Origin of the sequence: Arthrobacter sp. ISL-65 (assembly GCF_018613795.1) — a bacterium.
Classification (GTDB): Bacteria; Actinomycetota; Actinomycetes; order Actinomycetales; family Micrococcaceae; genus Arthrobacter.
The window spans coordinates 72,897-99,671 of sequence record NZ_JAGGPN010000034.1; the positions used below are offsets into that span (position 1 = coordinate 72,897).

Here is a 26,775-nt window from a genome sequence, read left to right on the forward strand (position 1 = left end):
GCTAGGCGCCCTCACCGCGGGGTTCGCGGTTCTTGGCGTCGTTGCGGATGGTGACGTCCGGGTGGGTGTCGACGAGGCGGTCCTCGGCCTGGGCATCGTCCACCTCACCGGCGGTGCGGATGGGCTTGGCACGGCCGGAGAAGCGGGCATGCAGGGACGCCGTTGCAGCATCGCGCTGCTTCTGGAAGAAGAGGTAGCTGATGGCGAAGGAAATCAGCCCTGCACAGATGACGGCCAGAAACCACCCCAGCTGCAGGAAGACGAACAGCACAAACAGGGGTAGGAAGATTGCGAACCGGATCAGGGAGTATTTCAGAAAAGCCACTATCCAAGTTTAGCCGTCCTGCCTGAACGTAGCGTGCCGGTGGCATAGGCGCTGTGTTCCCCGTTGCTCCGGCCGTCTCCGGGCACGTGGCCTGGCGCAGGTCGGATGTCACCTGGAACTGCCGTTCGGCGTTTTGCTGGCGCATTACTGTGGGCATACTGTAATCTCCGCCGGGGCACACGGCGGCTAGACTGATTGCATGCCTCGTGTCGCCATCGCAGTCGCCATTCTCGCACTCTACGTCTACGGACTTGTGGACGTTATCCGGACCGATGGACGTCTCACGCGCGGGTTCTCAAAAACAACCTGGATCATCATGGTTGCACTCCTGCCGCTCGTCGGCGCCGCGCTGTGGTTCCTGATCGGCCGCCCCCGCGCATCTGCCGTGGTCCAGCCCGTCTACCAGCAGCACCCCACCGCCCCCGACGACGACCCCGACTTCCTGCGGAACCTCGAGCAGCGCCGCCGCCAGGCCGAGGCGGAGCGGCGCCGCAAGCTGAGGGACGACGCGGCACGGAAGAACCAGGCCGACGGCGGCCCCCACCGCGCGGGCAGCACAGGCACGGGAGCTCCGGGCACCAACAGCGGCAATTCGGATGCCGGCGGCCCTCCTGCGGGTGAGCCAGGTCCACGCAAGCCGGGCGCCGCCGGCGAAGCCAACGCCGAAGGCAACCCCGAGGCGAAGTAGCACACACCCCTCCCGCCGAGTCGCGAGCATGCCCTAGTGGGCGGTGCGCGCCGGCCGCCAATCTTGGCCACCCGCGGCGTCGATTTACCAAAAGTGGCCGCTTCAGACCCCGCCAGCCGGCCTTTTTCGGCAAAACGGCGAAACAAGGCGCCGAAGACTGTTCCTCCACATCGGGCCTGAATGGTGGACAACGACACGCAGGCACACTTCGGGCAGCAGAATGCTCCTATGCCGCGTCCACGCCCCCTTCCTCCCGCCCTGCAGGCACAGCCGTTCACCATCCGCCAGGCCACAGCTGCCGGGCTAACCCGAAGGCGTGTCCGAGCCCTCGGCTTTCGACGGCCGTTACGTGGCCTGCACGTCACCGCTTCGGACCTGGTTCGACCTGGCCGGCATCCTCACACTGGAAGACCTGGTCATTGCCGGCGACTTCCTTCTGCGCCGCAAGGCACCCCTCTGCACGCCGGAGGCATTGGACGCTTTCCTCGCAGAAAAGAAGGGCAGGGCTGGCTACCCCAAGGCAACGAAGGCCAGGACCCTCATCCGCGCGAACACGAATTCACCGAAGGCGAACTGCGGCTTCTGCTGACTGCCGCGGGACTACCCGAACCAGGCATCAACGTTCCATGTTCGACGAGACCGGCGGCTGGATCCAGGACCCCGACATGTCCTACGAAGAGTTCAAAATTGCCATCCAGTACGACGGCGGCCACCCCGGCACCCCGGCCCAGCGGGGAAGCGACATCTACCGCGACGAAAACGCACGCAGTCTCGGCTGGCTGGTGGTGGTCCTGACGCAGTTTGACCCTGGACCCGTTTGCACCGGGCATTGAGCCAAGCGCCGTCGCCAGGGTGCGGGCGGCGCTAACAAGCCGTGGCTGGAAGCCTGCCCGCTGGCCCTCACCGTTTCGCCAGAAAGGGCCGCCCAGCAGCAAGCTGAGCGGCCCTTTTGGTAAATCGATGAGCCCCTGCGGCCCTTTTTGGTAAATCGACGCGGCCCCGAAAGCCCCCGCACAGCGAGGAAAGCTACAGAACCCCTACAGCCCCGAGTAGGAGTGCAGGCCGTTGAAGAACTGGTTCACGATGGTGAAGTTGAAGACCACGCACAGGTAGCCCACGATCGACAGCCAGGCCGCCCGGGTCCCCGTCCAGCCGCGGGTGGCGCGGGCGTGCAGGTAACCGGCGTAGACCACCCAGATCACGAAGGTCCACACTTCCTTGGTGTCCCAGCCCCAGAACCGTCCCCAGGCCTTCTCCGCCCAGATGGCTCCGAACATGAGGGTGAACGTCCAGCCGATGAAGGCGATCGCGTTGATGCGGTAGGACAGGTTCTCAAGGCTCAGCGCGGACGGCACCAGGCGCATGAACCCCAGCTTGTCCGCACCACCGGCCGCAATGGTCCTCTGCCGGTGCGACTGGACCAGCTGCAGCGCGGACATGGCAAACGTCAGGGTGAACAGCGCCGAGGACAGCACGGCAATGGAGACGTGGATGATCAGCCAGTAGCTCTGCAGCGCCGGCACCAGGTGGCCCACAGGCGTCCAGAACGCCACGGACGCGGCCACCAGCATGATGATCACCAGGCCCACCACGAAGGTGCCTAGGAAGCGCAGGTCGCGGCGGACCAGCACCACGAGGAACACGGCCGCGGCCACGAACGCGCCGGTGGTGAGGAACTCGTACATGTTGCCCCACGGCACACGGCCGGCACCGACAGCGCGGGTCAGCACGGCGGCGGCGTGGATCGCGGCGCCCAGGACGGTCAGTGCCACGGCAACGCGCGCGGGGGCCCGGCGTTCGCCATAGCGCATGCTGTCGTCGGCGGTCTGCCCGGCGGCGCCGTTCGCAGAGGAGGCGTACGACGACGGCCGCTCGGCACGGTCTGCCGGTCCGGACAGGCGGCCCTCACCGCTGCCCGCGGTCCGCGACGTGCCTGCCCCTACGGACGCGCCCGCCGCCACCGTAACCTTGGCGGACGCGTCCGCCGACGTACCGGCAGCAGCGGCCTTGACGTCAATCGCCTTCAGGGACTTGCTGCTCCTGGCCAGGTCCCACGCGAACGCGATGAAGGCGACGGTGTAGGTGCCGGCCGCCAGCAGCATGAAGAGCTCGCTGTACTGGCCCATGGTCTCGTTGATGGGAAACATTACTGGTCCTTCTTCGGCTCAGGCGAGCCGGCTGGTGAGGAGTTGGAAGGTGCTGTTTCGGGGTTGTCGGCGTCCAGGTTCCACTTGCGCGACAGAAGGCTGCGCAGCGTTGCGGCCTCGCCGGCAAGCCGGTGGTCCTCGCCGCGGGCCAGGAGGCCGTACTCCACCATGGTCCGGCCGTCCTCGTGGGTGCCGGTGCGTACCCAGACCCGGCGCCGGTTCACGTAGAGCGAGACGATGAGTCCGGCCACGGCAAGCAGCGCGAAGATCAGCGCGGAAAGCTGCCCGGGGTTGTGGTGGATGTCCACGCCCACGTACTTCTTGACGCCGTCGAACGTGATGGACCCCTTGCCTTGGGGCAGCGTGTAGGTGTTGCCCGGCGCGAGCGTGATGCCACCCGCCTCAGCCTTGCGGCTGTTGAGCTCCTTGAGGCCCTTGACGTCAAGCTCAAACACGTTCTGCGGTGCGCCCTTGTCCAGGCCGAGGTCGCCGTAGTACGAGTTTAGGCTCAGCTGCGGGTTGATGAGGTCCGGGTCGCCGCTGAAGGAGATGCCCTGCTCGGTCACGAACGCAGTCGGCAGGAAGAAGCCGGCGAAGCCCAGCTGGTCGGGCTTCGCGTCGGGGACCTTGATCACCACGGATGAGTAGTAGTTCTCGCCCTGCAGCTTGGCCACCACGGGACCCTGCATGGCCACGTTGCCCTTGCCGTCGCGGACCGTGACCACCGGGGCGTAGCCGTTGCCCGTCAGGTAGATGCTGGTGCCGCCGAGGGTCACGGGGTCGTTGACCTTGAGGACTTCCTTCTTGGCCGGCGCCCCGGGGTTTTCCTTGGTGGTGACGTCCGCCGTGAAGTCAATGGGCTGGCCGAACTTGCCCTGCGATTCGCGGTCGAACGTGGCCTGGAACTTGTCCAGCTGAATGGAGTAGGGCTGGAGCTGGCTGCTCTGGAAGTTGGTGCCGGGGGTGAACTGGTCATAGCCCACCAGGGTGTTCACGAACGTGTCGCCCTCCACCAGGATCCGCTGGCCGCTGTAGCCGAACAGCCCGCCGACGGCAACGGACACCAGCACGCCGATCAGCGAGGTGTGGAAGACTAGGTTTCCCACTTCCCTCAGGAAGCCGCGTTCGGCCCCCAAAGACGGCCGCGCGCCGTCGTCGTGCCGTACCTCAACGCGGTATCCGCGTTTCTTCAGCAGCGCCGCTGCGTCCTCAATGGCGTCCGACGCCGGGATGCCGGCCTCCGCGGGCAGCACCAGGGTGCCGTACTCGGGCAGGCGGGACAGTCGCTTCGGGGTGCGCGGCGGCTGCGAGCGCATGGCCCTGTAGTGGGCGATGGCGCGGGGTACCACGCAGCCGATCAACGAGATGAAAAGCAGGATGTAAATGGCCGAGAACCAGGCCGAGGAGTAGACGTCGTACAGCTGCAGCGAATCGAGCAGCTTGCCGTAGTCCGGGTGGTCCTTGATGTACTGCGTGACCACCGAGGGGTTGGCCGGCCGCTGCGGGAACAGCGATCCGGGCACCGCGGCCACCGCCAGCAGCAGGAGGAGGAACAGCGCGGTGCGCATGCTGGTCAGCTGGGTCCAGGCCCAGCGGAGCATGCCCACGACGCCCAGGGACGGGAGGGCGGCCCCGGCCTTGGCAGCCTTTACGGCGTCCTTGGGCGCGCCGTCTTTATGGGCAGGCCCGGGCTGCGGGGCGTCCTCGGCCGGGGATTTCTCGGTTGACTTCACACGCTCGCTCATCAGATCGGCAACTTCACATCGGTTTGGAACCAGTACTGCAACTCGGTGACCCAGGCTCCCCACAGACCCGTGGCCATCAGGATGCCCAGGACAATCAGGACTCCACCGCCGGTGCGCTGGATGGCCAGCCGGTGCTTGCGGAAGAAGGACATCACTCCCGCGCCGCGGCGCACCGCCAGGGCGATCAGCAGGAACGGGATGCCCAGCCCAAGGCTATAGACGAAGGCCAGGAACGCACCTTTAGCGGCGGAGGAGCCGCCGGAGAGGCTCAGGAGCTGGACGGCGGAATAGGTGGGGCCGATGCAGGGCGCCCAGCCGAGGCCGAACGTGATTCCCAGCAGCGGCGCGCCCCAGAGGCCTGCCGGCGGTTTGGCGTGGATCTTGGCGTCGCGCTGGAACCAGGAGAAGCCGCCCATGAACACCACGCCCATGAGGATCACCAGGACGCCCAGGACTTGCGTAACCCAGGCGTTCTGCCCGCCCGAGATCAGCGAGCCCAGCTGTCCGAACGCGCCGCCGAGCAGCACGAAAATCACCGAGAAGCCGAGCACGAACAGGCCGATGCCGGCGAGCATGCGGCCGCGCTTCTGCTTCTGCAGGTCCACGCCGGTGAGGCCCGTGACGTAGCCCAGGTATCCGGGGACCAGCGGGAGCACGCACGGTGAGAGGAAGGACACCAGTCCGGCCAGCAGCGCCACGGGGATGGCGAGCAGCAGCGAACCGTTCAGGATGGCTTCGGCGAAGGGGCTGTTCACGGGAGGTTACTCTGCCACGGCAGACTGGATGAGAGCTTTGAGTGTGCCCTTCTCGATCTCCCCCAGCACACGCGACGCCACCCGGCCCTGCTTGTCCACCACGAGCGTCGTGGGGACGGCGCCCGGGGGCACCAGGCCGGACACGGCCAGCAGCACGCTGCCGTCCTTGTCATCGAAGCTCGGGTAGGTGAGGCCGAAGGTCTTGTCGAAGGCGTCAGCTGTGGCCTTCTCATCGCGCAGGTTCACGCCGAAGAACTGGACGCCCTTGGTCTTGAACTCCTGGTGGAGGGCTTCCAGGGACGGCGCCTCCACCCGGCACGGCGCGCAGGCGGCGAACCAGAAGTTCAGCACGGTGACCTTGCCCAGGAAATCCTTGGGCGCCACGTCAGTGCCGTTGAACAGGGTGCCCTGGATTTCGACGGCGGATTTGCGGTCTGCCGCGGCAAATTCCGTCACCGAGCCGTCGCCGGCCACGTAGTTCTTGTTGTCCCCGGCCTTGGCTTGCTTGGCCAGGGCGTCCTCCTGGGCGCAGGCGGACAGGCCCAGGGTGATCGCGGCGAGGGCCAGGCCGCCGGCGGCGAGGACGCTGCGGCGGGAACTTCTGGGTGTTTCAGTCATAACTTAGGCTCCGGGGGTGCTCGAGGCACCGGGAAGAAGGGCGGCGGCGGGTTCGCTGTACTCCACGCGCAGCAGGGCACCGTCGTCGCGGAAAACCAGGGAGGTGAGGGAAGTCAGGGTGCATTCGCGTTTCCGCGGATCGTGCCACAGCGGCTTGCCCTCGGCGCTGAGCCGCGTGGCCCAGATCGGAAGCTGGTGGCAGACCAGGATGGCCTCGGCAGCGTCGCCGCCAAGCTCGATGGCCTTGGCGCGCGCTTCCTGGACGGCCTCGGTCACACGGGCTGCCTGCAGCTTGTAGGGCTCGCCCCAGGACGGTCGGAAAGGGTTGATCAGGTGCGGCCAGTGCTTGGGTTTGCGCAACTCGGTCTTGGTGACCTTCATCCCTTCGAAGTAGTTTTCCGCCTCGATGATGCGGCCGTCGGTGTGGATGTCCAGCCCGAGAGCTTCTGACGTGGGCTGGGCAGTTTCCTGGGCACGGGTAAGTGGCGACGCCGCCAGGTACACGATGTTGGCGCCCTGGGAGACGCGTTCGCGGAAGTGCTCGGCGAGCGTCTGCGCCATCTGCCGACCAAGCTCAGAGAGGTGGAATTCAGGCAGCCTGCCGTACAGGACACCTTCGGGGTTATGGACCTCGCCGTGGCGGAGCAAATGGACAGTGGCTTGGGGCATGTCTACCAGTTTCTCAAAGGGCAGGGGTAATGGCGAAATCTTCTACATCAAGTAGAACTCAGAAATTTTCAGAAAAGTTCCCTACCGGTGGAATAAAAGATGCAAATGCATGTTTATACTGGATGCAGCAGTTAGTTGAGACTTCAACGAAAGCTTCAACGATCACCGGATTGACCTACTGATACAAGGAGAACCACCATGGCACTTTCCACCGAACTCGCCCGCGGCACCTGGACCCTCGACAACTCCCACAGCGAAATCGCATTCACCGTCCGCCACGCCGGCATCAGCAAGGTCCGCGGCCAGTTCAAGGACGCCACCGCAACCCTGGACCTCGCCGACGACGTGACGGCCACCAAGGTCCAGGCCACCATCCAGACGGCCAGCTTCGACTCCGGCGACGCCAACCGCGACGGCCACGTCCGCGGCGAAGACTTTTTCGACGTCGAAAAGTTCCCCGAGATCTCCTTCGTCTCCAACGGCCTCGTGGCCAACGGCGACAGCTACGAACTCCAGGGCGACCTGACCATCAAGGGCGTCACCCGCCCCGTCTCGCTCGAGACCGAGTTCAACGGCGTTGCAGTTGACCCCTTCGGCAACACCCGCGCCGGTGTTTCCGCCGAGACAACCATCAGCCGCAAGGACTTCGGCCTGACCTGGAACGCCGTGCTGGAAGCCGGCGGCGTCCTGGTCAGCGACAAGGTTGCCATCAACCTTGAACTGGCCTTCATCGCACCTGCAGCCTAGGTTTCAGGCAGGCCCGCAGCCACGATTACTGGCAGCGAAACGCCCCGTCCGCGGACTCTCCGCAGACGGGGCGTTCGGCGTTCCGGCCTTCTGGAATTGGCACAATCCCGGGCATAAAGTGAAAGCCATGAGCACCCCCAGCGATGAACCGGAGCCCCAAGAGCCCGGGGCAGTGCCGCCGTCCGGCAGCGAACGTCCGACGCCGGGTCAGCCGACGCCGGGGCAGCCGACGCCGGGGCAGCAGCCGCCCGGACAGCAGTCCCCGGGGCAGCAGCCGCCCGCCGGTGGGGGCCGGTTCGCTTTCGAGATGCCGGCAGACCGGCCACGGAACTTCGGCGAGGCTCTGCCAGCCGGCGGCTTCTCCGGCCTCTTCGACGCGACGGGGCTTCCCACAGAGCTCAAGGTGTCCTACTGGATCTGGGTGATCGGCGGCCTGCTGGGGCTGCTGGGCGGTGTGATCGGCATCTTTGGGGTGCTCGTGCTGTTCGCGATCATCCCCGCCGTGGCCATCCTGGTGCTGCTGCTCGTCCTTGTGGCCCTGGCACTGGCCGCGGCACAAATTGTCCTGGCCATGAAGCTGAAGGAGGGCAAGGAGTGGGCGCGGCTGGCCCTCACCATCGTGGCCGTGGCTTCGCTGCTGCTGGCCATCATCAGCTCGAGTTTCCCGGCGGGCCAGGACGGGAACTGGCTGGGCTTCCTGGTCAGTCTCGTGGCCACGGTGCTGATGTGGGTACCCAACTCGCAGAAATGGTTCGACGTGGCACGGGGCGGCCCCTGATCGGATACCCGGCAACGCCGCCAATTTTCAAAGCGGAGAATCCACTGCCGGCAGCGTTTCCGCAGGTTGGCCCGCCTTTGGAATACCTCTCCGGAATGATCCACCGCGCACCCGCTGAGGGGTACGGTGGGAAGTGAACCATGCTGGGGAGGGCAGGCGTCTGAACCGGTAGCCGATTCAGACGTCACTACGCAAAGGACCGCTCATGAGCAATCCTCCAGTCCCGCACTCCAATGACCCCGGCTCCAACGAGCCCGACGACGGTTCCCAGCCAGGCAACGGGCAGCCCCGCTACGGTCAGGACGCGCCCCAGTACGGACAGAACACTCCCCAGTTCGGGCAGGGCACCCCGCAGTACGGCCAGAACGCACCGCAGTACGGCCAGAACGCACCGCAGTACGGACAGGGCGGACAGGACGGGCAGGGCGGACAAGGCGCTCCCCAGTACGGACAGAATGCTCCACAATACGGCCAGAACTCGCCACAGTACGGACAGGGCGGCGGACAAGGCGCTCCCCAATACGGACAGCCCCAGTATGGCCAGAACTCGCCGCAGTATGGACAGTCGCAGTCCGGTCAGTCCCCCTACGGCCAGAGCCCTTATGGCCAGTCCCCCTACGGGCAGTACCCGTCGGAACAGGCCCAGGCAGCCACCGGAGCCGGCGTCCCGAAGCTCGTGAATTATTCCTTCTGGATGATCATCGCTGCGGGCGTCCTGTCGATCCTGTCCATCCTGATCACAATTCCCACCCTGGATGACCCGGCCATGCGGAGCACGTTCGAAGAGCAGCTGCGCGGCAGCGGCCAGAACATCGCGTTCGAGGACGTCAAGGGCTTCATCATCGGAACCATGGTGGTCTTTGCCCTGATCGGCGCCGGCCTCTATGCACTGGTGGCGTTCAACGTCCGGAAGGGCAAGAACTGGGCACGCATCCTGGGCACCGTCTTTGCGGCACTCTCTGTGTTCAGCCTTTTCCCGCTGGGCCTGAACACCCTGGTGGGCCTCCTCGGCATCGCCGCGATCGTGATGCTGTACCTGCCGGGAGCGGCACCGTACTTCCAGAAGCCACAGCCGTTCGCCAACCCCTACTCGCAGCCGGGCGGCCCCTACGGCCGCTAGGCACAGCGCAGGCTGTTAGCTACGGGCAAGCCGCTAGGCACCCGGAAAGCAACAAGCCTTCCCGCCAACGGGCGCGGATTCCTGAAAGCCGGAGTTACTCCGGCTTGCCGGGCGTCTGCGCCCGTTGCGCGTGGTAGGCCAGGATCTGCAGCTCGGTGGCCATGTCCACCTTCCTCAGCGTCACGTCCTCGGGCACCTGGAGCATCACGGGCGCAAAACTGAGGATGCTGCGCACGCCGGCGCCCACCACCCGGTCACAGATGCTCTGGGCCACTACGGCAGGCAGCGCCAGCACCACCATGTTGGTGCCGGTCCGCTCCAGGACGGTTTCCAGGTCCGCAACGTCGCTGACCCGCAGCCAGCCCACCTCGTTGCCCACCACCATCTGGTCGGCGTCGAAGATGGCAACCACGTCAAAGCCCCTGGATTCGAAGCCGCCGTAGCGGGCCAGTGCCTTGCCCAGGTTGCCGGCGCCGACAATCGCGACTTTCCAGTCATGCGTCAGGCCCAGTGCGGCGGCGATGTGGCGGCTCAGGTACTGCACCTCATAGCCCACGCCGCGGGTGCCATAGGAGCCCACGTGGGACAGATCCTTGCGGAGGGTTGAGGAGCTGACCCCGGAAAGCTCAGCCAGTGACTCGGAGGAGACGCGCTCGGTGCCTTCGGCCAGCAAGGAGTTAAGCGCACGCAGGTAGATCGTCAGCCGGGCCACGGCTGCCGGCGGAATCTGCTTTCCGGCAGCACCGGTGGGCCCGGTTGGCCCGGGCACGGCCTGGGGTGGTAGATCGAGCGAAGTCACTATCTGCTCCGTTGCGTCGCGTTGTGAGTCCACTCTAAATCCCCATCAGTTATGTCAACAAAGCCGACGCCATTGTTCGAAATCAGCTAATCCCCTGCGATGGCATGGCGCAAGACACGCTCCAGGCGCGCCTCGTCGATCTTCCAGAAGTCGCGCTGGATCCCGTCCACCAGCACCACCGGAATCTCCTCGGCGTAGCGGTCGCGCAGTTCGTCGTCTGAGTCCAGCTGCCGCTCCGACCATGAAAGTCCCAGCCCGGCAGTCACCCGGCCGACGGCGTCGCGTGCCGCGGCGCACAGGTGGCAGTCAGCTTTGGTGAGGAGAACGACGTCGGGGTTTGCCATGCTTCAACCGTATCGCCGTTCCCGGCGGTGAGCGACGCGGCGGCCGTCAGGTGCGGGGTACTGCATTGACTAGACTCAGTGGCATGCCCGAGGAGAAGTACGTCGCTGTGGCCCACCGTCCGGTTGCGAAGCAGCAACACGGCGAGGCAGCCTTCTTCGACGTCGACAACACCCTCATGCGCGGCGCCAGCCTGTTCCACGTGGCCAGGAAAATGCACCAGCGCGGAGCCTTCACAATTGCGCAGGCAGCGGGTATGGCGTGGAAGCAGCTCAAGTTCGTGCTCCGGGGCGAGAACCTCAATGACGTCCACGCGGTGCGGGATTCCGCGCTGAGGCTTGCCGCCGGCATCACGGAGGAGGACATCAGGGCGCTGGGCGAGGAAGTCTACGACGAGATGATCGCCTCCCGGATCTGGCCCGGCGCGAAGGCCCTGGCCGAGCAGCACCTGCGGGTGGGCCGGAAGGTGTGGCTCGTCACCGCGACGCCGATCGAGGTGGCCACGGTGATTTCTACCCGGCTGGGGCTCACCGGCGCCCTCGGGACAGTGGGCGAGACCAAGGACGGCTTCTACACCGGCAGGCTCGTCGGGGACATCCTGCACGGTGCAGCCAAGGCCGTGGCGGTCCAGGGCATCGCGGACTACCACGGACTGGACCTGAAGCGCTGCTGGGCGTACAGCGACTCCTACAACGACATCCCGCTGCTGACGATGGTGGGCCACCCCGTGGCGATCAACCCGGACGCCCGCCTGCGCAAGCACGCCCGCGAACACAACTGGCCGGTCTACGACTTCCGCGCCGGCCGCCGGGCCGCCACCCTGGGCCTCAAAGCAGCCACAGCAGGCGGAGCAGTCTACGGCCTCTGGCGGGGCTACACGCGCTTCCGCGGCCCCCGCGCCTGACGCTGCTTTCCCCCTCGACGCGCAGATTCCCCCACAACACGGGAATTCCCCGTGCGCCAGACGTTTTGCGCGTCGCGGGCGGCTGGCGCGTCGCAGGCGGCTTGCGCGTCGCTGGACGCAAAAATGCCCGCACCCTCGAAAGGGAGCGGGCATTGACGCGTAGAGCTAGCTCTACTTCTTATTGCGGCGCTGGTGGCGGGTCTTACGAAGCAACTTGCGGTGCTTCTTCTTGGCCATACGCTTGCGACGCTTCTTAATAACTGAACCCACGAAAGTTCCTTACAAACTAGATGCAGTACCTGTCTGATGGAGAAGGTCCGTGGACTAAGCAACAGACTGAACAACTGACAGATTCTTACAATGACGTAAAACGTTCCTTAACAGCGTACCGCTTATCCGGAGCACCCCCTGACCAGCACAGCTCCTGTGGCGTGCAGCGGCCCCCAAGGCGGCTGCAGCAACCACGGGATCGGTGCGGTCAGTCGGGTCCGGTTAGGCGGTGCCGGTATGACCGTCCACGACAGCACCCTTGAGGTACTGTTCGACGGCGGTCTCCGGGACGCGGTAGGAGCGGCCGAACCTGACGGCAGGCATCTCCCCCGAATGGACAAGGCGGTACACGGTCATTTTGGAGACACGCATTACCTCAGCCACCTCGGCCACGGTCAAGAACTTGGCGTTCGAGAAGTTCGACTCTGCGGACATTACCCATATTCCTTTGCTCTCAGCAACGACGCCGGTCTATCTGCGGTGTGCGCCGATGCTGAGCCATCGAACAACCGTGTGCTAGTTACTCTAGATGCTCACGTGGCCATTGTGAAAGCGCGACGCTTCCGGGACGATGCGGCCAGTTGTTCGAGGACGGAGGCCGTCACATCCCACTCCATGCAGGCGTCCGTGACGCTCTGGCCGTAGGCCAGGTCCGAGCGTCCCGCGGCGTGTTCGGCCACGTCGAGGTTCTGCGCGCCGCCCACGAGGAAGCTCTCCAGCATGACGCCGGCGATCGCTGCTGCGGCCGTTCCCGCGTCCTCGAGCTGGGCGCCGATCTCGAGCGCCACCTCGGCCTGGCGGTGGTGGCTCTTGCCGCTGTTGGCGTGGCTGGCGTCCACGATCAGCCGCGGGTTGAGGTTCTTGGCGGCGAGCTTGGCCGAGGCCGCTTCGACGTCGGCGGCGGAGTAGTTGGGGCCCTTCCGGCCGCCGCGGAGGATCACGTGGGTGTCGGGGTTGCCGGAGGTGGACACCAGCGCGGCCCGGCCGTCGCCGTCGATCCCGAGGAAGGCCTGGGCTGCGGCGGCAGCGCCGCAGGCGTCGACCGCAACCTGGAGGTCGCCGTCGGTCCCGTTCTTGAAGCCGATGGGCATGGAGAGGCCGGAGGCGAGCTGCCGGTGGATCTGGCTTTCCGTGGTCCGCGCGCCGATGGCGCCCCAGGAAATGAGGTCGGCCATGTACTGCGGGCTGATGGGCTCGAGGAACTCGGTGGCGGTGGGGAGCCCCAGGGCGGTGACCTGCTGCAGGAAGCTACGGGCCGAGCGCAGGCCGCCGGCGATGTCGTGGCTGCCGTCCAGGTGCGGATCGTTGATGAGGCCCTTCCAGCCGACCGTGGTGCGGGGCTTTTCGAAGTAGGCGCGCAGGACGATGAGCAGGTCTTCCTTGTGCTTCTCGGCCTGGCTGACCAGCCGGCGGGCGTATTCCAGGCCGGCCTTGGGGTCGTGGATGGAGCACGGACCGACGATCACCAGCAGGCGGTCGTCCACACCGTCCATGATGGCGCGGACTTCGTCGCGGCCGCGTTCGACGACGTCGGCCGCCTTCGCGTCCAGCGGCAGTTCCGCGATCATTTCCTGAGGTGTGGGCAGGGCGGTGATCTCGCTGACCCTCAGGTTCGACGTGGACTGGCGTTTCGACGTCGACGATGCGGGCGACTGCTGGGGTTCGGTGACTGTTGCGCTCATTTTGGGGTCCTGTTCCGGGTGGGAGCGGGCCCCTGATCAGAACCCGCCGTAGATATGGCGAAGGGCAGAGAATGATCTCTGCCCTGTTGGCTCTGAAGGAAAGTTGGATGCGTGTCAGTTAGACGCGGGCCCCTCCAGAGCCAACGAAAAATACGCATACCAACGGTTAGTCATGGAAACGACCATAAGCCCACCCTGGTGGATCGCCAAATCGGCTGCGTCACAGTCGGACCACGCGGCACCGCAGACCGGCGGGAGCGCGAACGGACACTTGTGGCCCCCAGGAAACGTTTCCCAAGGGCCACAAGTGTACGTTCGCGCTGGTCTGGGGCCGTTTATGCCGTGGTTTGTTCCACCCGCTGATTGGCACGCTCGCCGTAGCGTTCCTGCTCGATCTGTTCCAAACTCTTGCCCCGGGTGTCCGGTGCCCAGACAAGCCCGATGATCATGGCGGCCACCAACGCCCCGATCATGATGAGGCCAACAAAGGGCACACCTTGCTCAGCCAGCAGCGTCGGGAACCAGTAGCTCAGCAGGCCGACAACGATGCGGGCAACGAAAAAGAGCACCCCCTGCGCGCTGGCCCGGTAGCGGGTTGCGAACATCTCGGCTGCCCACAGGGCGTAAAAGGCCTGGGCGCCGATGCCGGCCGAGATGCCCCACAGTGCCGCGAAGAGAATCAATACCGGCGGTGTGACGTGGACAAAGACCAGCAGGACCCAGGCGGCAAGGCCCAGCACGGCGCCGATCCCGTACAGCAGCCGCCGGTCAACGCGGTCGCCGTACTTCATGAAGCCGAAGTATGTTGCCACGACGGTCAGCGTCCACAGCAGCACCTGCAGCAGATTCTGATCTGCGGACGATTCAACGCCGGACGACTCGTAGACCCGCGGCATGAATATGCCCATCTGCCCGGCAACCAGGTTCCAGAGGGCGTAGACGCCCACCAGGAAAAGAATGGCCTTCAGGTTGGTGGCGTTGGTCAGCAACTCGCGGTAGTTGCGGCGTTTGACGCCGGATGCCTCCTCCAGCAGACGCGCTTCGTTCGACTTCTTCCAGGTGTGGGATTCGGAAAGTCGGCGGCGGATCCACCAGGTGACGAATGCAATGACGAACAGGTGCGCGAAGACCAGCCTGCTGCCCAGCAACCCGAGCGGAACGACGACCGTGGCAAGGAGGAAGACCGGGGCCGGAGCGAGCGACCACGCAAACTGCGCTGTACCCACGTGCCGGGCCCGCTGTTCAGAGGGCGCCTCTTCGGCGATATAGGTCCAGGCGACGGGCACACCGGCTCCGACTGCGATCCCTGTGAGGATCACGCCGACGATGAGCATCCAGGGGGCCACGGCAAAAATCACCAGGGCTGTGCCGATCATGTACAGGATCAGGTCGTAGGTGTAGATGAACTTGCGGCCGTAGCGGTCCCCCAGTGGGCCGCCGATCAGCGCGCCGACCGCAGCACCGAACGCGTTGGCGCTCAGGGCGGCGATAAGCCCAACAACAAGGTTGCTGAAGCCGAAATACTCCTGCCACAGCGTCAGGCTCGTCGCCAAGGCAATAATGGATCCGGCTTCGATGTAGTTGGACATGGACACGGCGACAGTGGCCTTCCAGCCGCCTATCTCTGGTGTGTTGGTCATTTATGAATCTTTCTCTGGCGACGCCGTTGGCGCCGGGCAGCCGCGATTGGCCCGCCCTGTTTTGATACGTTTCAAGGACTCCGGCAAGCCGTCAGTTCGTCGCGGAGGCGTTCAAGGTGAGGTCGAGGGGTTCGTAGCGGCACAGGCTCGTTCCGGCACCGACTATCCTGCGAAGCTGCCGTAAACCGCCATTAGCCACACCTGCTGCCCGCGCCTGGATGAGCACGTTGCCGAGGGCTGTCGCCTCAACTGGGCCGGCGATGACGGGTCTGCCGGTGGCTTGGGCGGTGAGCCGGCAGAGCAGCGCGTTCTGCGAACCGCCGCCGACGATGTGCACCACGTCGGCGGCAACACCGGCGAGGCGTTCGGCGTCGGCGATGGTGCGGGCGTAGCCGGCGGCGAGGCTGTCCAGGATGCAGCGGACGGTCGCTGCCGGGTCGTCGGGAAGGACGGCGCCGGTGTTGCGCGCTGCGGCGCGGATGCGGTCCGGCATGTTGTCCGGGGCGATGAAGGCGGGATCGTCGGGGTTGATCCGCGGCCCGCCGGACGGGAGCGCCGCGGCCGCCTCGAGGAGATCCCCGATCGCGGGCCGGTAGCCGCCCTCGGCCCAGGTGCGCTGGCATTCGCTGAGCAGCCAGAGGCCGCCGACGTTGCGCAGGTACCGGGTGGTGCCGTCCACGCCGCGCTCGTTGGTGAAGTTCGCCGCGCGGCTGGCTTTGGTGAGCACCGGGCTGTTCAGCTCCAGCCCCACTAGGGACCATGTCCCTGAGGAGATGTAGGCGAAGTTCTCCTGCTCCGCGGGAACGGCGGCGACGGCCGAGGCGGTGTCGTGCGAGCCGACGGCCACCACCTTGGTTGCCGCTGGCAGCCCGGTCCGTTCGGCGATTCCGGGCAGCAGGGTGCCCAGCGTTTCGCCGGGCTGGATCAGCGGCGGGAACAGATCCTTGGGCAGGCCCAGGGGTCCGAACAGCTCGATGGCCCACTCCCCCGCGACGGCGTCGAACAGCCCGGTCGTGGAGGCGTTGGTGGCCTCGGTGCGACGCTGGCCTGTGAGCCGGAACGCGATCAGGTCCGGGATCAGCAGGGCCTGCAGCCCGCCCAGGTCCGGTTCGGTGGCGAGCTGGTAGAGCGTGTTGAACTGCAGGAACTGCAGCCCTGTGGTGGCATAGAGCCGTGCCGGGTCCAGTTTGCCGTGCACCCGGGCGACGGCGGCGCGGCTGCGCTCGTCCCGGTAGCTGTACGGCTGCGCGGTGAGCTCGCCGGCCTTGTTGACCAGGCCATAGTCCACCGCCCAGGTGTCGATGCCGATGCTCATGATCGTTTCCCCCTGCTCCGTTGCCGCCGTGCCGGCGGCAGCGAGGCCGGTGAGCACCTCGGCGAAGAGGGCGTCGAAGTCCCAGCGGAGGCCGCCGTCGGACTGCGCCACGGCGTTGGGGAAACGGTGCACGACGTCGAGCGTGGCCCGCGCCGGACCGCCGTCGGCGGCGTCTGCTCCGGTGCTGATCCGTCCCAGGATGACCCGCCCGGAGGAGGCGCCGATGTCGACGGCGGCGAACAGGCCGCCGTCGACACTGGCAGTTGGCACGGTACTCACCGCAGGAAGGCTGCCGCGACGCCGGCGTCCACGGGGATGTGCAGGCCGGTGGTGTGCGAGAGTTCGTTGCTGGTGAGCACGGCCGCGGCGTTGGCGACGTGCTCGGGCAGGACCTCGCGCTTGAGCAGGGTGCGCTGGGCGTAGTACTCGCCCAGTTTTTCCTCGTCCACACCGTAGACGGCGGCGCGCTTGGCTCCCCAGCCGCCGGCGAAGATCCCGGAGCCGCGGACCACGCCGTCGGGGTTGATGCCGTTGACGCGGATGCCGTGTTCGCCCAGTTCCGCGGCGAGCAGGCGGACCTGGTGGGCCTGGTCGGCTTTGGTGGCGGAGTAGGCGATGTTGTTCGGGCCGGCAAACACTGAGTTCTTGGAGGAGATGTAGATGATGTCCCCGCCCAGGCCCTGTTCGATCATGACCTTCGCGGCGGCCTTGGCCACCAGGAAGGAGCCCTTGGCCATGACGTTGTGCTGGATGTCCCAGTCCTTCTCGGTGGTTTCCAGCAGCGGCTTGGAGATGGACAGGCCGGCGTTGTTGACCACCAGGTCCACGCCGCCGAAGGCCAGCACCGCTTCATCGATGGCGGCGGCCACCTGGGCCTCGTTGGTGACGTCGGCCTGGACACCGACGGCGACGTCCGGGCCGCCGAGTTCGGCCGCCACGGCCTGGGCGTTCTCGAGGTTCAGGTCCGCGATGACCACGCAGGCGCCCTCCGCGGCGAGGCGGGTGGCGATGGCCTTGCCGATGCCCGACGCCGCGCCGGTCACCAGGGCGATGCGGGTGGCGTGGGACTTGGGCTTGGGCATCCGGGCCAGCTTGGCTTCCTCCAGGGCCCAGTACTCGATCCGGAATTTCTCGGCTTCATCGATCGGGGCGTAGGTGGAGATCGCCTCGGCGCCGCGCATCACGTTGATCGCGTTCAGGTAGAACTCCCCGGCGACGCGGGCGGTCTGCTTGTCCTTGCCGAAGGAGAACATGCCCACACCCGGGACCAGCACGATCGCGGGGTCGGCACCGCGCAGGGCCGGTGAGTCGGCATCGGCGTGGCGGTCGTAGTAGGCCTGGTAGTCCTTCCGGTATTCCTCGTGCAGCTCCTTGAGGCGGGCCACGGAGTCCTCGATGGAGGCGTCCGCGGGCAGGTCCAGGATGAGCGGCTTGACCTTGGTGCGCAGGAAATGGTCCGGGCAGGAGGTGCCCAGCGCGCCCAGGCGGGGGTGCTCGGCGGCCTCGAGGAACTCCAGCACGGCGGCATCGTCGCTGAAGTGGCCAACCTGCGGCTTGTCCGCCGAGGCCAGCCCGCGGATCACCGGAGCCAGCGCAGCGGCTTTCGCGCGCCGCTCCCCGTCGGCCAGCGGGGCATAGCCGGGCAGCTTCGCGCCGAAGGGTTCGGCCCTGCCATTCTGGGCGATGTACTGCTCGGCCTGATCGATGATCCAGAGCGAATTGGCTTCGGCTTCCTCGCTGGTCTCGCCCCAGGCGGTGATGCCGTGTCCGCCCAGGATGGTGCCGATGGCCTGCGGGTTGGCGTCCTTGATCGCGGCGATGTCCAGGCCCAGCTGGAAACCCGGCCGGCGCCAGGGCACCCAGACCACCTTGTCGCCGAAGATCTTCGCGGTCAGCGCCTCACCGTCGGCGGCCGTGGCGACGGCGATGCCGGAGTCGGGGTGCAGGTGGTCCACATGGGCGGCGTCCACGAGGCCGTGCATGGCGGTGTCGATGGACGGGGCCGCGCCGCCCTTGCCGTGCAGGCAGTAGTCGAAGGCCGCGACCATCTCGTCCTCGCGCTCCACGCCCGGGTAGACGTTCTTCAGCGCCTGCAGCCGGTCAAGCCGCAACACGGCCAGGTTCTGCGCCTGCAGCGTGCCGAGGTCCCCGCCGGAGCCTTTGACCCAGAGGAGCTGGACGTCCTCGCCGGTGACGGGGTCCTTTTCGGCGCCCTTCGCGGAGGTGTTGCCGCCGGCGAAGTTGGTGTTCCGCTTGTCCGCGCCCAGGCGGTTGGAACGGGCGATGAGGTCCTGGACCGTCTTGTTAATTGCTGTGTTCTGCATGTTCATGCCCTTTACGCGCCCCATCCGGATTGCTTGCCGCCCACGCGGTCCTCGTTGATTTTCTTCTGGTAGCCGCTGGCCTTGTAGGCGGCCATCGGGTCCGCGGGCAGCCCGCGGGATTCACGCCATTCGGCCAGGACCGGCCGGACGTCGGTGTAAAAGGCGTCGTTGAACACGGCGTTCGCGGCCAGGACGTCCCCGGCACGCTGCGCCTCGGCCAGCGCGGCGGCGTCCACCAGCAGGGCCCGGGCGGTCATCTCCTGGACGTTCAGCACCGAGCGGATCTGGCCCGGGATCTTCTCCTCCAGGTTGTGGCACTGGTCCAGCATGAGTGCGACGCCGGAGTCTTTACCGAAGCCGCCGCCGCGGATCACTTCGTACATGATCCGGAACAGCTGGAACGGGTCCGCGGCGCCCACGATCAGGTCATCGTCCGCGTAGAAGCGCGAGTTGAAGTCGAACGAGCCCAGCTTGCCCAGGCGCAGCAGCTGCATCACGATGAACTCGATGTTGGTGCCGGGGGCGTGGTGGCCGGTGTCCAGGCAGACAGAGGCCTTCTCGCCCAGCGCCAGGGTCTGCGCGTATGAGGTGCCCCAGTCCGGAACGTCCGTGTGGTAGAAAGCCGGCTCGAAGAACTTGTACTCCAGCACCAGGCGCTGGTCCTCGCCCAGGCGGGCGTAGATCTCCTGCAGGGACTCGGCTAGGCGGTCCTGGCGGCCGCGCATGTCATCCTGGCCGGGGTAGTTGGTGCCGTCCGCGAGCCAGATCTTCAGGTCCCGGGACCCGGTGGCATGCATGATGTCGATGCACTCGAAGTGATGGTCGATCGCGCGGCGCCGGACGGCGTCGTCCGATGACGTCAGCGAGCCGAACTTGTACTCGTCGTCCTGGAAGGTGTTCGAGTTGATCGTGCCCAGCCCCACACCGAGGCCGGCCGCGTACTCCTTCAGGGCGGCGTAGTCGTCCACCTTGTCCCACGGGATGTGCAGCGCCACGGTGGGCGCCAGGCCGGTGAGCTCGTGGACCTTGGCGGCGTCCGCCAGTTTCTCCTGGACGGTGCGCGGGGTACCGGGCGTGCCGAACACCTTGAACCTGGTGCCCGAGTTGCCGTAGGCCCACGACGGGACCTCGATCGCAAGCTCCGAAAGCCGGCCCAGTGCCGATGCTGTGTTGTTCATGATCTTTCTTTCGTCAGTGTTTGGCAGTGAAAGTGGTTTGAAGATTTAGTGTTTGGCGGCGGCGTCAGCGTTGCTGCCGGTGGCGGCCAACTGCTCGTCGAGGTTGAACACCTCGTCGAGGACCCGGAAGCCCTCGTCGGGCGGGACATCACTGTCCCGGAAGAGCGTGGCCATCTCCGCTTGCCAGCGGTCGTTGACGTCGGTGAGGGCCATTCGAGCCCGCACCGCGTCGAAGTCGTCGCATTCGAGGTAACCAATCAGCAGCCCGTCGTTGTCCAGGAACAGCGAGTAGTTGTTCCAGCCCGCCTCCCTGAGCGCAGCCAGCATCTCCGGCCAGACTGCAGCGTGGCGCCGGCGGTATTCCGCCAGCAGCTCCGGCTGGACGGAGGATCGGAAGCAAACCCTCATGTTGTACTCCTGTGGACGTTTCGGTTACGGCTGGAAAGCGGCAAGCAATTCGTGCGGCTTTGAATATGCACAGCCTTTGAATCGTTTCATTGTTACGATTCAAAGTACTCTGGGTGGAAGAAGGGTGTCAAGCGTTTCACCCGGACGGGCAAATCGATCTTCGGAGGATCAGCAGAATGTCGCGGGCAGCCAGCATCAAGGACGTCGCCAACCACGCTCAGGTTGCGGTGGGGACGGTCTCCAACGTCCTCAACAACCCGGACCGCGTCTCCAAGCGCACCAAGGACAGGGTGCTGCAGGCGATCGACGAGCTCGGCTTCGTCCGCAACGACGCCGCCCGGCAACTGCGCGCCGGGCACAGCCGGACCATCGGCGTCGTGGTCCTGGACGTCGGCAACCCGTTCTTCACCTCGCTGGTCCGTGCCGCCGAGGACGCGGCGGCAGTGAACGGCAGCGCCGTGCTGCTGGGCGACAGCGGCCATGACGCGAACCGGGAATCGCACTACATTGACCTCTTCCAGGAACAGCGGGTCCAGGGCCTGCTCATCTCCCCGGTGGGCGACGTGGCCGACCGTCTGGAGGCCCTTCGGCAGCGCGGCGTCCCCACGGTCCTGGTGGACCGGCTGGCCGACGAGGACCGCTTCAGCTCCGTGTCGGTGGATGACGACGCCGGGGGCTACCTTGCCGCCCGGCACCTCCTCGATCTCGGGCGCAGGAAGCTGGCCTTCGTGGGCGGGCCGCTGTCCATCCGCCAGGTGTCCGACCGCCTCATCGGCGCCCGCCGCGCCGTGGCCGAGGTGGACGGCGCAGCACTGGAGGTGCTCGACTCCGACGGCCAGTCAGTGCTCGCCGGACGCGGCGTGGGCAACAGCCTCGTGGACCGGGGCGCCGGGGACATGCCGGACGGCATCTTTTGCGCCAACGACCTGCTGGCGCTCGGCGTGATGCAGTCGCTGACCATGATGAACGGCGTGCGCATTCCGGAAGATGTGGCCCTGATCGGCTATGACGACATCGACTTCGCCGCGTCCGCCGTCGTGCCGCTCTCCTCCATCCGCCAGCCAACCGACGCAATCGGCAGGACCGCCATTGAACTCCTGACGGAGGAACTGGACGCGCAGCACCCGCGGCACAGGGCCGTCGTCTTCACGCCCGAACTGGTGGTCAGGCACAGCACCGCGGGCGCCGAAGCACCCCACTGACGGTCCTCTTGCCGCCGGCGCCCGGTTAGAAGACACCCAGCAGGTCGGGTTCCGGCTTGAAGCCCATCACTTCCAGGCGGGCGGCCACGAACGCGGCGATCCGCCGGGCTCCCCGCTCGCGGAAGTGGGGTGTCGTCCTGCAGGCCGCCGGCCCAGTGCGCGTGCTCGCCGGGGCCAAAATGGAAGAACAGCTCCTTGGACCCCTCCGCGCCAAGCTCGGCATACAGGGCCCGGGTCCAGGCGTGCAGGTCCACCACGTCAAGGCCCAGTTCGGCGCCCAGTTCGCGGACCACCGCGGGGTACTCCCCCAGCGTCTCCTCGAGGCGGCCATCGCTGAAGTGATGCCGCTCCACCGAAGTGCAGAGGACGGGGGTGGCCCCCTTGGCCCGGACGTCCAGCACCATCCGGCGGAGATTTTCTTCATAGCCTCCCCGGGCGGCCAGGTGCGGGCGCTTCTGGTCGTTGTGGCCGAACTGGATGAGCACCACATCGCCGGTGACCGCCTGGTGCAAGAGTTCGTACCAGAGCCCCTCCTCCCGGAAGGACTCGGTGGTTGCCCCGCCCTTGGCGAAGTTGTGCACGGCACCCCACGAGTAGACCTGGGGCGCGAGGTGGGCGCCCCAGCCGCTCATCGGATACTCGTAACTGGGGCAGGTGGCCACGGTCGAATCTCCGGCCAGCAAAATCTTCATGCTCTTCCTTCCGCATCAGTTACCGCTGATGATCAGCCGCCGGCGGTCCGCCGGCCAGGCACTTTTTGAAACGTTACATACATCCTTCCAAGGGAGTACACTAAGCAGCAGACGGAAACGGGAAAGCGCTTGCTGCTCCACTGGCACATGCTACCCGGCAACGGTTGACGAGGGCGTCGCGCAGCACGGCAGCGCCGGACAGGAGCATTATGGACACCCCGCTCACGCAGCCCACCCAGCAAAACCAGACCACGCCGGACGATGCGGAGGACGGCACGCAGGACGTTGACGCCGCGTCCCCGCACCGCACCGCCCCCACCCGGGTCGCCCTGATCGGCGTCCACGGCTTCGGGAACCACCACCTAAAGAACCTCGCACGGCTGCGGCAGGCCGGCGCGGTGGAACTCGTGGCGGTGGCAGACCCGAATCCGCCGTCGCCGGGCGCGTTGCCGGACTCGACGGCTGTCCACCCTGACCTGCAGTCCCTCCTGGCCGGCAACCACAGACCGGACGTGGTCATCGTGGCCACCCCCATCCAAACCCACGCGCCGCTTGCCCTGGCTACCCTGGCTTCCGGCGCCGACCTCTACCTGGAGAAACCCCCGGTGGCATCGCTGGCCGACTTCCGCCAGTTGCAAGAAGCCACCGAGGCATCGGGACGCAGCGTGCAGATCGGCTTCCAGAGCCTCGGATCGCAGGCGTTGGGGGCCATCGACAAGCTCCTCCGGGACGGCACCATCGGCACCCTGCAGGGAATTGGTGCCACCGGGCGCTGGGTGCGGGACCGCGCCTACTACAAGCGTTCCCCGTGGGCCGGCAAGCGAAGCATGGACGGCGTGGACGTGGTGGACGGTGTGGCCACCAATCCCCTGGCGCACGCCATCGCCACGGCACTGCGGATCGCGGGCGCCCGCACCGTGGAGGATGTGGCCTCCGTGGAAACAGACCTCTACCGCGCGAACGACATCGAGGCCGATGACACCTCCGTCATCAGGATCCGCACCGCCGCCGGGCTGCCGATCACCTGCGCCCTGACGCTCTGCGCCTCGGAGTCCGTGGAGCCGTACATCACCCTGCAGGGCACGGAGGGAACGGCCGTTTTCCACTACACGGAGGACCGGTTGCACATCAGCACCGCGGACGGTGAACACTCGCAGGAGTTCGGCCGCGACGACCTCACCGAAAACCTGCTGAAGTACCTGGCCGGGGGCACAGAACTTACCAGCGCCCTCAACGACTCCGGCGCGTTCATGCTGGTGCTCGAGGCTGTCCGCACGGCCGAGCCGCCGGCGCCGGTCAGCCCTGCCCACGTGCTCTGGGAGGGCGACGGCGATGCGGCCCATGCAGTGATTCCCGGCATCGAGGACGCCCTGGAGCGGGCCATCAGCGCACACGCCACCTTCAGCGAACTGGCCCTGCCGTGGGCGCGCCCCGCTGAGCCAGCCGATGCCACAGTACTGTTCGACGACGGCGGCCGTCCGCTGGCAGTCCAGCGCACCGGCGCGCGGCTCAACACGGGGTTGTCCCCGCGCCCGTACCTGCACCCCGTCACCACGCTCGGCGGAACCGTTGTGACGGACCATCTGCCCGCGGACCATCCGTGGCATCTGGGCGCAGGCTTCGCGCTTCAGGACGTCAACGGCACCAACTTCTGGGGCGGAAAGACATACAGGCATGACGCCAGCGCGTACGTGTCCCGGCAGGACCACGGCCGGATCGAACTGCTTCCCACCGATGTGGACGAACCGGACACCCGGCAGCTCCAATGGCTCGGCACGGACGGACAGCCCCTGCTGACCGAACAGCGGACCCTCCGCCGCGAGATCCTGGGTGAGCGGGTGTGGCGGCTGGACCTGGGCACGGAGCTGACTGCCGTCGTCGACGTTTCACTGGGCAGCCCCGGCTCCAATGGCGCCGCCGGCAGCGGCTACGGCGGCTTCTTCTGGCGCCTACCCGCCTGCAGCGGTTCCCGTATTTTCACGTCCGACGCCGAGGGGGAACCGGCAGTCCACGGTTCCGTGGCGCCGTGGCTGGCGTGGACCGCATTCTTCGGCGAAGTCCCCGGCAGGCGGTCCGGGCAGCCCGCGACCCTCGTGTTCGGCGCCCCGGCCGAGTCCACCGATCCCTGGTTTGTCCGCTGCTCCGGGTACCCCGCCGTCGGGTCGGCCCTGGCCTGGGAAAGGTCCGTGGCCCTGGCCGCAGGGGAATCGCTGCGGCGGAGCCTGAGCGTGTGGGTGTGCGACGGCGAACTGTCACCAGCCGCCGTCGAATCCCTCGTGGCTCCAGGTCACACTAGAAGAGGCTGACCACCGTCGCGACAAAGGAGTCCCATGCCCACTCCAGAGCCCCCTCGCCCAACCCCGTCCTGGAACAGCGGCCCCGGACTGGCATTCGGCGGTGACTACAATCCCGAACAGTGGCCCGCCGACGTGCGGCTGGAGGACATCGGCCTTATGAGGGAGGCCGGGGTGACCCTCCTCAGCGTGGCCATCTTCTCCTGGGCGCTCCTGGAGCCGCGCGAAGGTGAGTACGACTTTGCCTGGCTGGACGAGGTGCTGGACAACCTGGATGGCGCGGGCATTAAGGTTGCCCTCGCCACGGCCACGGCCGCTCCCCCGGCCTGGCTGGTGCGGAAGCATCCGGAAGTCCTGCCGGTAACGGCGGAGGGCACCGTCCTGGAACGTGGCTCCCGGCGGCACTACTCGCCGTCGTCCGCTGTTTACCGCCGGTATGCCACGGGCATTACCCGGAAACTGGCCGAACGGTACAAGGACCATCCGGCGCTGGTGCTGTGGCACGTGGACAACGAGCTGGGCTGCCACGTTTCAGAGTTTTACGGCGACGAGGACGCCGCGGCGTTCCGGCGCTGGCTGGAGCGGCGCTACGGAAGCATCGAGGCCCTGAACGTGGCGTGGGGAACGGCCTTCTGGTCCCAGCACTATGCCTCGTTCGAGGAAATCATTCCGCCGCGGGCCGCCCCCACCACCCTCAACCCGACGCAGCGGCTGGACTTCCAGCGGTTCAGCTCCTGGGCGCTGATGGATTACTACCGGAGCCTGCTGGCGGTGATCCGGGAGGTGACGCCCAACGTTCCGGCCACCACCAACCTCATGGTTTCCAGCGCCACGAAGTCCCTGGACTACTTCGACTGGGCAAAGGACCTGGACGTGGTGGCCAACGACCACTACCTGGTGGCGGCGGATCCGGAGCGGGAGATCGAACTCGCGTTCAGCGCGGACCTCACGCGCGGCGTCGCGGGCAACAGGCCGTGGATCCTGATGGAACACTCGACGTCGGCCGTGAACTGGCAGCCGCGCAACCAGCCCAAGATGCCCGGCGAAATGCTCCGCAACTCCATGGCGCACGTGGCCCGCGGTGCCGATGCCGTCATGTTCTTCCAGTGGCGCCAGAGCGTTGCCGGCGCCGAGAAGTTCCACTCGGCCATGGTCCCCCACGGCGGCCGCGACACCCGGGTGTGGCGCGAGGTGGTGGCACTGGGCGACGCCCTTGGCAAGCTAGGCCCGGTCAAGGGCTCCACGGTCGAATCCCGGGTGGCCATCGTGTTCGATTACGAGGCCTGGTGGGCCAGCGAACTGGACTCGCACCCCAGCGAGGACGTGAAGTATTTGGACCTGATCCGGGCGTTCTACCGCTCGCTGTTCCTGCGCGGCGTGGGCGTGGACTTCGTCCACCCGACCGCAGACCTCTCCGGCTACGACGTGGTCCTGATCTGCACGCTGTACTGCGTCACCGATGATGCAGCAGCCAACATCGCCGGCGCGGCCGAAGCAGGTGCCACGGTGCTGGTCAGCTACTTCAGCGGCATCGTCGACGAACGCGACCACATCCGGCCGGGCGGCTACCCGGGCGCCTTCCGGGAGCTGCTGGGCATCAGGACCGAGGAGTTCCATCCGCTGCTCGAGGGCGGGCAGGTGACTCTGAGCGACGGCACCATTGGCCTGGTTTGGAGCGAGCACGTCCACGCGGACGGCGCGGAGACCCTGGCCACCTTCACCGGCTACCCGCTGGACGGCGTCCCTGCCCTGACCCGAAGGACCACGGGCCGCGGCGCCGCCTGGTACCTGGCCACCCTCCCCGACCGCGACGGCATCGAACGCCTCCTGGACCGGCTCCTGGCCGAAGCGGGAGTGGCGGCCGCCGCGGAGGCCGCCGCCGGCGTCGAACTGACCCGGCGGGTCACGGCGGACGGGCGCCGTTTCCTCTTCGCCATCAACCACAGCCGGGAGGCTGCGGCGGTGAAGGCCGACGGCGAAGAACTGTTGGGCGGCGGCCGTTTCAGCGCGATTGTCCCCGGCGGAGCGGTGGCCGTGATCGCCGAAGACTGACCCTCGCGTGGAGTTTTTGTACAGATTTTGGCCGCTAAACGCCCCCGAAGTCGCGACAAGTGGACAAAAACTCCCGGCCTC

General features: G+C 66.7%; 26 protein-coding genes and 1 pseudogene. 10 read left to right on the forward strand and 17 right to left on the reverse strand.

Translation table 11 applies throughout. The features are described from left to right. Position 1: 1 nt before the first annotated feature. Positions 2-325 (reverse strand): DUF4229 domain-containing protein, encoded by a 324-nt coding sequence (locus J7I85_RS14405; RefSeq protein ID WP_214852757.1) that lies wholly within the window; start codon positions 323-325, stop codon positions 2-4. A 199-nt stretch (positions 326-524) separates the two neighbouring features. On the opposite strand from J7I85_RS14405, the gene J7I85_RS14410 reads away from it, so the two are divergent. From J7I85_RS14410 to J7I85_RS25055, 3 genes are all read left to right on the forward strand, one after another. Beyond that, positions 525-1,013: a PLD nuclease N-terminal domain-containing protein gene (locus tag J7I85_RS14410; protein ID WP_214852758.1), complete on the forward strand. Its 489-nt coding sequence runs from the start codon at positions 525-527 to the stop codon at positions 1,011-1,013. A 316-nt stretch (positions 1,014-1,329) separates the two neighbouring features. Next, positions 1,330-1,602, forward strand: a complete 273-nt coding sequence (locus J7I85_RS25050; protein WP_251024359.1) for a hypothetical protein — start codon at positions 1,330-1,332, stop codon at positions 1,600-1,602. Between the two features lie 37 nt (positions 1,603-1,639). Further along, positions 1,640-1,846 (forward strand): hypothetical protein, encoded by a 207-nt coding sequence (locus J7I85_RS25055; protein ID WP_251024360.1) that lies wholly within the window; start codon positions 1,640-1,642, stop codon positions 1,844-1,846. A gap of 204 nt (positions 1,847-2,050) precedes the next feature. Here J7I85_RS25055 and ccsB read toward each other — a convergent pair whose 3' ends face one another. From ccsB to J7I85_RS14440, 5 genes are read right to left on the reverse strand one after another with little or no spacing between them, the layout of a single operon-like run. Continuing rightward, positions 2,051-3,160: a c-type cytochrome biogenesis protein CcsB gene (ccsB, locus tag J7I85_RS14420; protein ID WP_214852760.1), complete on the reverse strand. Its 1,110-nt coding sequence runs from the start codon at positions 3,158-3,160 to the stop codon at positions 2,051-2,053. After that, positions 3,160-4,905 (reverse strand): cytochrome c biogenesis protein ResB, encoded by a 1,746-nt coding sequence (locus J7I85_RS14425; protein ID WP_214852762.1) that lies wholly within the window; start codon positions 4,903-4,905, stop codon positions 3,160-3,162. Before J7I85_RS14425 ends, ccsB begins: the two co-directional genes overlap by 1 nt. Continuing rightward, positions 4,905-5,660 (reverse strand): cytochrome c biogenesis CcdA family protein, encoded by a 756-nt coding sequence (locus J7I85_RS14430; protein ID WP_111902162.1) that lies wholly within the window; start codon positions 5,658-5,660, stop codon positions 4,905-4,907. Before J7I85_RS14430 ends, J7I85_RS14425 begins: the two co-directional genes overlap by 1 nt. A 6-nt stretch (positions 5,661-5,666) precedes the next feature. Continuing rightward, positions 5,667-6,278 (reverse strand): TlpA disulfide reductase family protein, encoded by a 612-nt coding sequence (locus tag J7I85_RS14435; RefSeq protein ID WP_214852764.1) that lies wholly within the window; start codon positions 6,276-6,278, stop codon positions 5,667-5,669. Between the two features lie 3 nt (positions 6,279-6,281). Next, on the reverse strand, positions 6,282-6,947 hold the full coding sequence (locus J7I85_RS14440) for a histidine phosphatase family protein (protein ID WP_214852767.1): 666 nt from the start codon (positions 6,945-6,947) through the stop codon (positions 6,282-6,284). Positions 6,948-7,145: 198 nt separating this feature from the next. Here J7I85_RS14440 and J7I85_RS14445 point away from each other — a divergent pair, with 198 nt between their 5' ends. From J7I85_RS14445 to J7I85_RS14455, 3 genes are all read left to right on the forward strand, one after another. Further along, complete coding sequence (locus J7I85_RS14445) at positions 7,146-7,694, forward strand: YceI family protein (RefSeq protein WP_214852770.1); 549 nt, start codon at positions 7,146-7,148, stop codon at positions 7,692-7,694. Between the two features lie 127 nt (positions 7,695-7,821). Continuing rightward, entirely contained in the window at positions 7,822-8,472 is a 651-nt protein-coding gene (locus tag J7I85_RS14450; protein WP_251024361.1) for a hypothetical protein, read from the forward strand. A gap of 205 nt (positions 8,473-8,677) precedes the next feature. Further along, on the forward strand, positions 8,678-9,592 hold the full coding sequence (locus J7I85_RS14455; RefSeq protein WP_214852772.1) for a hypothetical protein: 915 nt from the start codon (positions 8,678-8,680) through the stop codon (positions 9,590-9,592). Between the two features lie 94 nt (positions 9,593-9,686). Here J7I85_RS14455 and J7I85_RS14460 read toward each other — a convergent pair whose 3' ends face one another. Together J7I85_RS14460 and J7I85_RS14465 are read right to left on the reverse strand one after the other, a co-directional pair. Continuing rightward, positions 9,687-10,391 carry a redox-sensing transcriptional repressor Rex gene (locus J7I85_RS14460; RefSeq protein WP_214852774.1) on the reverse strand — a complete coding sequence of 235 codons (705 nt, stop codon included), beginning with the start codon at positions 10,389-10,391 and terminating at the stop codon, positions 9,687-9,689. An 86-nt stretch (positions 10,392-10,477) separates the two neighbouring features. After that, complete coding sequence (locus J7I85_RS14465) at positions 10,478-10,735, reverse strand: glutaredoxin family protein (protein WP_214852776.1); 258 nt, start codon at positions 10,733-10,735, stop codon at positions 10,478-10,480. A gap of 83 nt (positions 10,736-10,818) precedes the next feature. Here J7I85_RS14465 and J7I85_RS14470 point away from each other — a divergent pair, with 83 nt between their 5' ends. After that, a complete protein-coding gene (locus J7I85_RS14470) occupies positions 10,819-11,637 on the forward strand; it encodes an HAD family phosphatase (RefSeq protein ID WP_214852778.1) in 819 nt (272 codons plus the stop codon). Between the two features lie 171 nt (positions 11,638-11,808). On the opposite strand, the gene J7I85_RS14475 is transcribed toward J7I85_RS14470, so the two are convergent. The 8 genes from J7I85_RS14475 to J7I85_RS14510 all read right to left on the reverse strand — a co-directional run bounded on the left by J7I85_RS14475 (position 11,809) and on the right by J7I85_RS14510 (position 20,454). Further along, a complete protein-coding gene (locus tag J7I85_RS14475; protein ID WP_003792170.1) occupies positions 11,809-11,907 on the reverse strand; it encodes a 30S ribosomal protein bS22 in 99 nt (32 codons plus the stop codon). A 222-nt stretch (positions 11,908-12,129) separates the two neighbouring features. Next, entirely contained in the window at positions 12,130-12,342 is a 213-nt protein-coding gene (locus J7I85_RS14480) for a helix-turn-helix domain-containing protein (RefSeq protein ID WP_003797758.1), read from the reverse strand. A gap of 98 nt (positions 12,343-12,440) precedes the next feature. Then, positions 12,441-13,589, reverse strand: coding sequence for a 3-deoxy-7-phosphoheptulonate synthase (locus J7I85_RS14485; protein ID WP_214852780.1), 1,149 nt, complete (start codon positions 13,587-13,589; stop codon positions 12,441-12,443). Between the two features lie 335 nt (positions 13,590-13,924). Next, the gene (locus J7I85_RS14490; RefSeq protein ID WP_214852782.1) at positions 13,925-15,229 is read right to left on the reverse strand and encodes an MFS transporter; all 1,305 of its coding nucleotides are present in this window, start codon (positions 15,227-15,229) and stop codon (positions 13,925-13,927) included. Between the two features lie 91 nt (positions 15,230-15,320). After that, complete coding sequence (locus J7I85_RS14495) at positions 15,321-16,823, reverse strand: rhamnulokinase family protein (RefSeq protein ID WP_214852785.1); 1,503 nt, start codon at positions 16,821-16,823, stop codon at positions 15,321-15,323. Further along, positions 16,820-18,874, reverse strand: a complete 2,055-nt coding sequence (locus J7I85_RS14500; protein ID WP_214852975.1) for a bifunctional aldolase/short-chain dehydrogenase — start codon at positions 18,872-18,874, stop codon at positions 16,820-16,822. Before J7I85_RS14500 ends, J7I85_RS14495 begins: the two co-directional genes overlap by 4 nt. Positions 18,875-18,879: 5 nt before the next feature. Then, positions 18,880-20,046 (reverse strand): L-rhamnose isomerase, encoded by a 1,167-nt coding sequence (rhaI, locus tag J7I85_RS14505; RefSeq protein WP_214852788.1) that lies wholly within the window; start codon positions 20,044-20,046, stop codon positions 18,880-18,882. A gap of 45 nt (positions 20,047-20,091) precedes the next feature. Further along, a complete protein-coding gene (locus J7I85_RS14510; protein ID WP_214852791.1) occupies positions 20,092-20,454 on the reverse strand; it encodes an L-rhamnose mutarotase in 363 nt (120 codons plus the stop codon). Positions 20,455-20,630: 176 nt separating this feature from the next. On the opposite strand from J7I85_RS14510, the gene J7I85_RS14515 reads away from it, so the two are divergent. Next, positions 20,631-21,656, forward strand: a complete 1,026-nt coding sequence (locus J7I85_RS14515; RefSeq protein ID WP_214852794.1) for a LacI family DNA-binding transcriptional regulator — start codon at positions 20,631-20,633, stop codon at positions 21,654-21,656. Positions 21,657-21,943: 287 nt separating this feature from the next. On the opposite strand, the pseudogene J7I85_RS25060 reads toward J7I85_RS14515, so the two are convergent. After that, positions 21,944-22,348: pseudogene (locus tag J7I85_RS25060) on the reverse strand (GDSL-type esterase/lipase family protein); the annotation flags it as partial. 209 nt (positions 22,349-22,557) lie between these two features. Here J7I85_RS25060 and J7I85_RS14525 point away from each other — a divergent pair. Both J7I85_RS14525 and J7I85_RS14530 read left to right on the forward strand, forming a co-directional pair. After that, the gene (locus tag J7I85_RS14525) at positions 22,558-24,654 is read left to right on the forward strand and encodes a DUF6807 family protein (RefSeq protein ID WP_214852797.1); all 2,097 of its coding nucleotides are present in this window, start codon (positions 22,558-22,560) and stop codon (positions 24,652-24,654) included. A 24-nt stretch (positions 24,655-24,678) separates the two neighbouring features. Next, positions 24,679-26,694, forward strand: a complete 2,016-nt coding sequence (locus J7I85_RS14530) for a beta-galactosidase (protein WP_214852801.1) — start codon at positions 24,679-24,681, stop codon at positions 26,692-26,694. Positions 26,695-26,775: the final 81 nt, after the last annotated feature.

What these genes read in the sequence shown, in the direction of transcription:
- J7I85_RS25055 (WP_251024360.1), top strand. Translation starts at nt 1,640, where the DNA reads ATGTTCGACGAGACCGGCGGCTGGATCCAGGACCCCGACATGTCCTAC.
- J7I85_RS14465 (WP_214852776.1), bottom strand. Translation starts at nt 10,735, where the DNA reads ATGGCAAACCCCGACGTCGTTCTCCTCACCAAAGCTGACTGCCACCTG.
- J7I85_RS14410 (WP_214852758.1), top strand. Translation starts at nt 525, where the DNA reads ATGCCTCGTGTCGCCATCGCAGTCGCCATTCTCGCACTCTACGTCTAC.
- J7I85_RS14445 (WP_214852770.1), top strand. Translation starts at nt 7,146, where the DNA reads ATGGCACTTTCCACCGAACTCGCCCGCGGCACCTGGACCCTCGACAAC.
- ccsB (WP_214852760.1), bottom strand. Translation starts at nt 3,160, where the DNA reads ATGTTTCCCATCAACGAGACCATGGGCCAGTACAGCGAGCTCTTCATG.
- J7I85_RS14490 (WP_214852782.1), bottom strand. Translation starts at nt 15,229, where the DNA reads ATGACCAACACACCAGAGATAGGCGGCTGGAAGGCCACTGTCGCCGTG.
- J7I85_RS14450 (WP_251024361.1), top strand. Translation starts at nt 7,822, where the DNA reads ATGAGCACCCCCAGCGATGAACCGGAGCCCCAAGAGCCCGGGGCAGTG.
- J7I85_RS14525 (WP_214852797.1), top strand. Translation starts at nt 22,558, where the DNA reads ATGGACACCCCGCTCACGCAGCCCACCCAGCAAAACCAGACCACGCCG.
- J7I85_RS14440 (WP_214852767.1), bottom strand. Translation starts at nt 6,947, where the DNA reads ATGCCCCAAGCCACTGTCCATTTGCTCCGCCACGGCGAGGTCCATAAC.
- J7I85_RS14480 (WP_003797758.1), bottom strand. Translation starts at nt 12,342, where the DNA reads ATGTCCGCAGAGTCGAACTTCTCGAACGCCAAGTTCTTGACCGTGGCC.
- J7I85_RS14425 (WP_214852762.1), bottom strand. Translation starts at nt 4,905, where the DNA reads ATGAGCGAGCGTGTGAAGTCAACCGAGAAATCCCCGGCCGAGGACGCC.
- J7I85_RS14435 (WP_214852764.1), bottom strand. Translation starts at nt 6,278, where the DNA reads ATGACTGAAACACCCAGAAGTTCCCGCCGCAGCGTCCTCGCCGCCGGC.
- J7I85_RS14515 (WP_214852794.1), top strand. Translation starts at nt 20,631, where the DNA reads ATGTCGCGGGCAGCCAGCATCAAGGACGTCGCCAACCACGCTCAGGTT.
- J7I85_RS14510 (WP_214852791.1), bottom strand. Translation starts at nt 20,454, where the DNA reads ATGAGGGTTTGCTTCCGATCCTCCGTCCAGCCGGAGCTGCTGGCGGAA.
- J7I85_RS14500 (WP_214852975.1), bottom strand. Translation starts at nt 18,874, where the DNA reads ATGAACATGCAGAACACAGCAATTAACAAGACGGTCCAGGACCTCATC.
- J7I85_RS14485 (WP_214852780.1), bottom strand. Translation starts at nt 13,589, where the DNA reads ATGAGCGCAACAGTCACCGAACCCCAGCAGTCGCCCGCATCGTCGACG.
- J7I85_RS14530 (WP_214852801.1), top strand. Translation starts at nt 24,679, where the DNA reads ATGCCCACTCCAGAGCCCCCTCGCCCAACCCCGTCCTGGAACAGCGGC.
- rhaI (WP_214852788.1), bottom strand. Translation starts at nt 20,046, where the DNA reads ATGAACAACACAGCATCGGCACTGGGCCGGCTTTCGGAGCTTGCGATC.
- J7I85_RS14470 (WP_214852778.1), top strand. Translation starts at nt 10,819, where the DNA reads ATGCCCGAGGAGAAGTACGTCGCTGTGGCCCACCGTCCGGTTGCGAAG.
- J7I85_RS14455 (WP_214852772.1), top strand. Translation starts at nt 8,678, where the DNA reads ATGAGCAATCCTCCAGTCCCGCACTCCAATGACCCCGGCTCCAACGAG.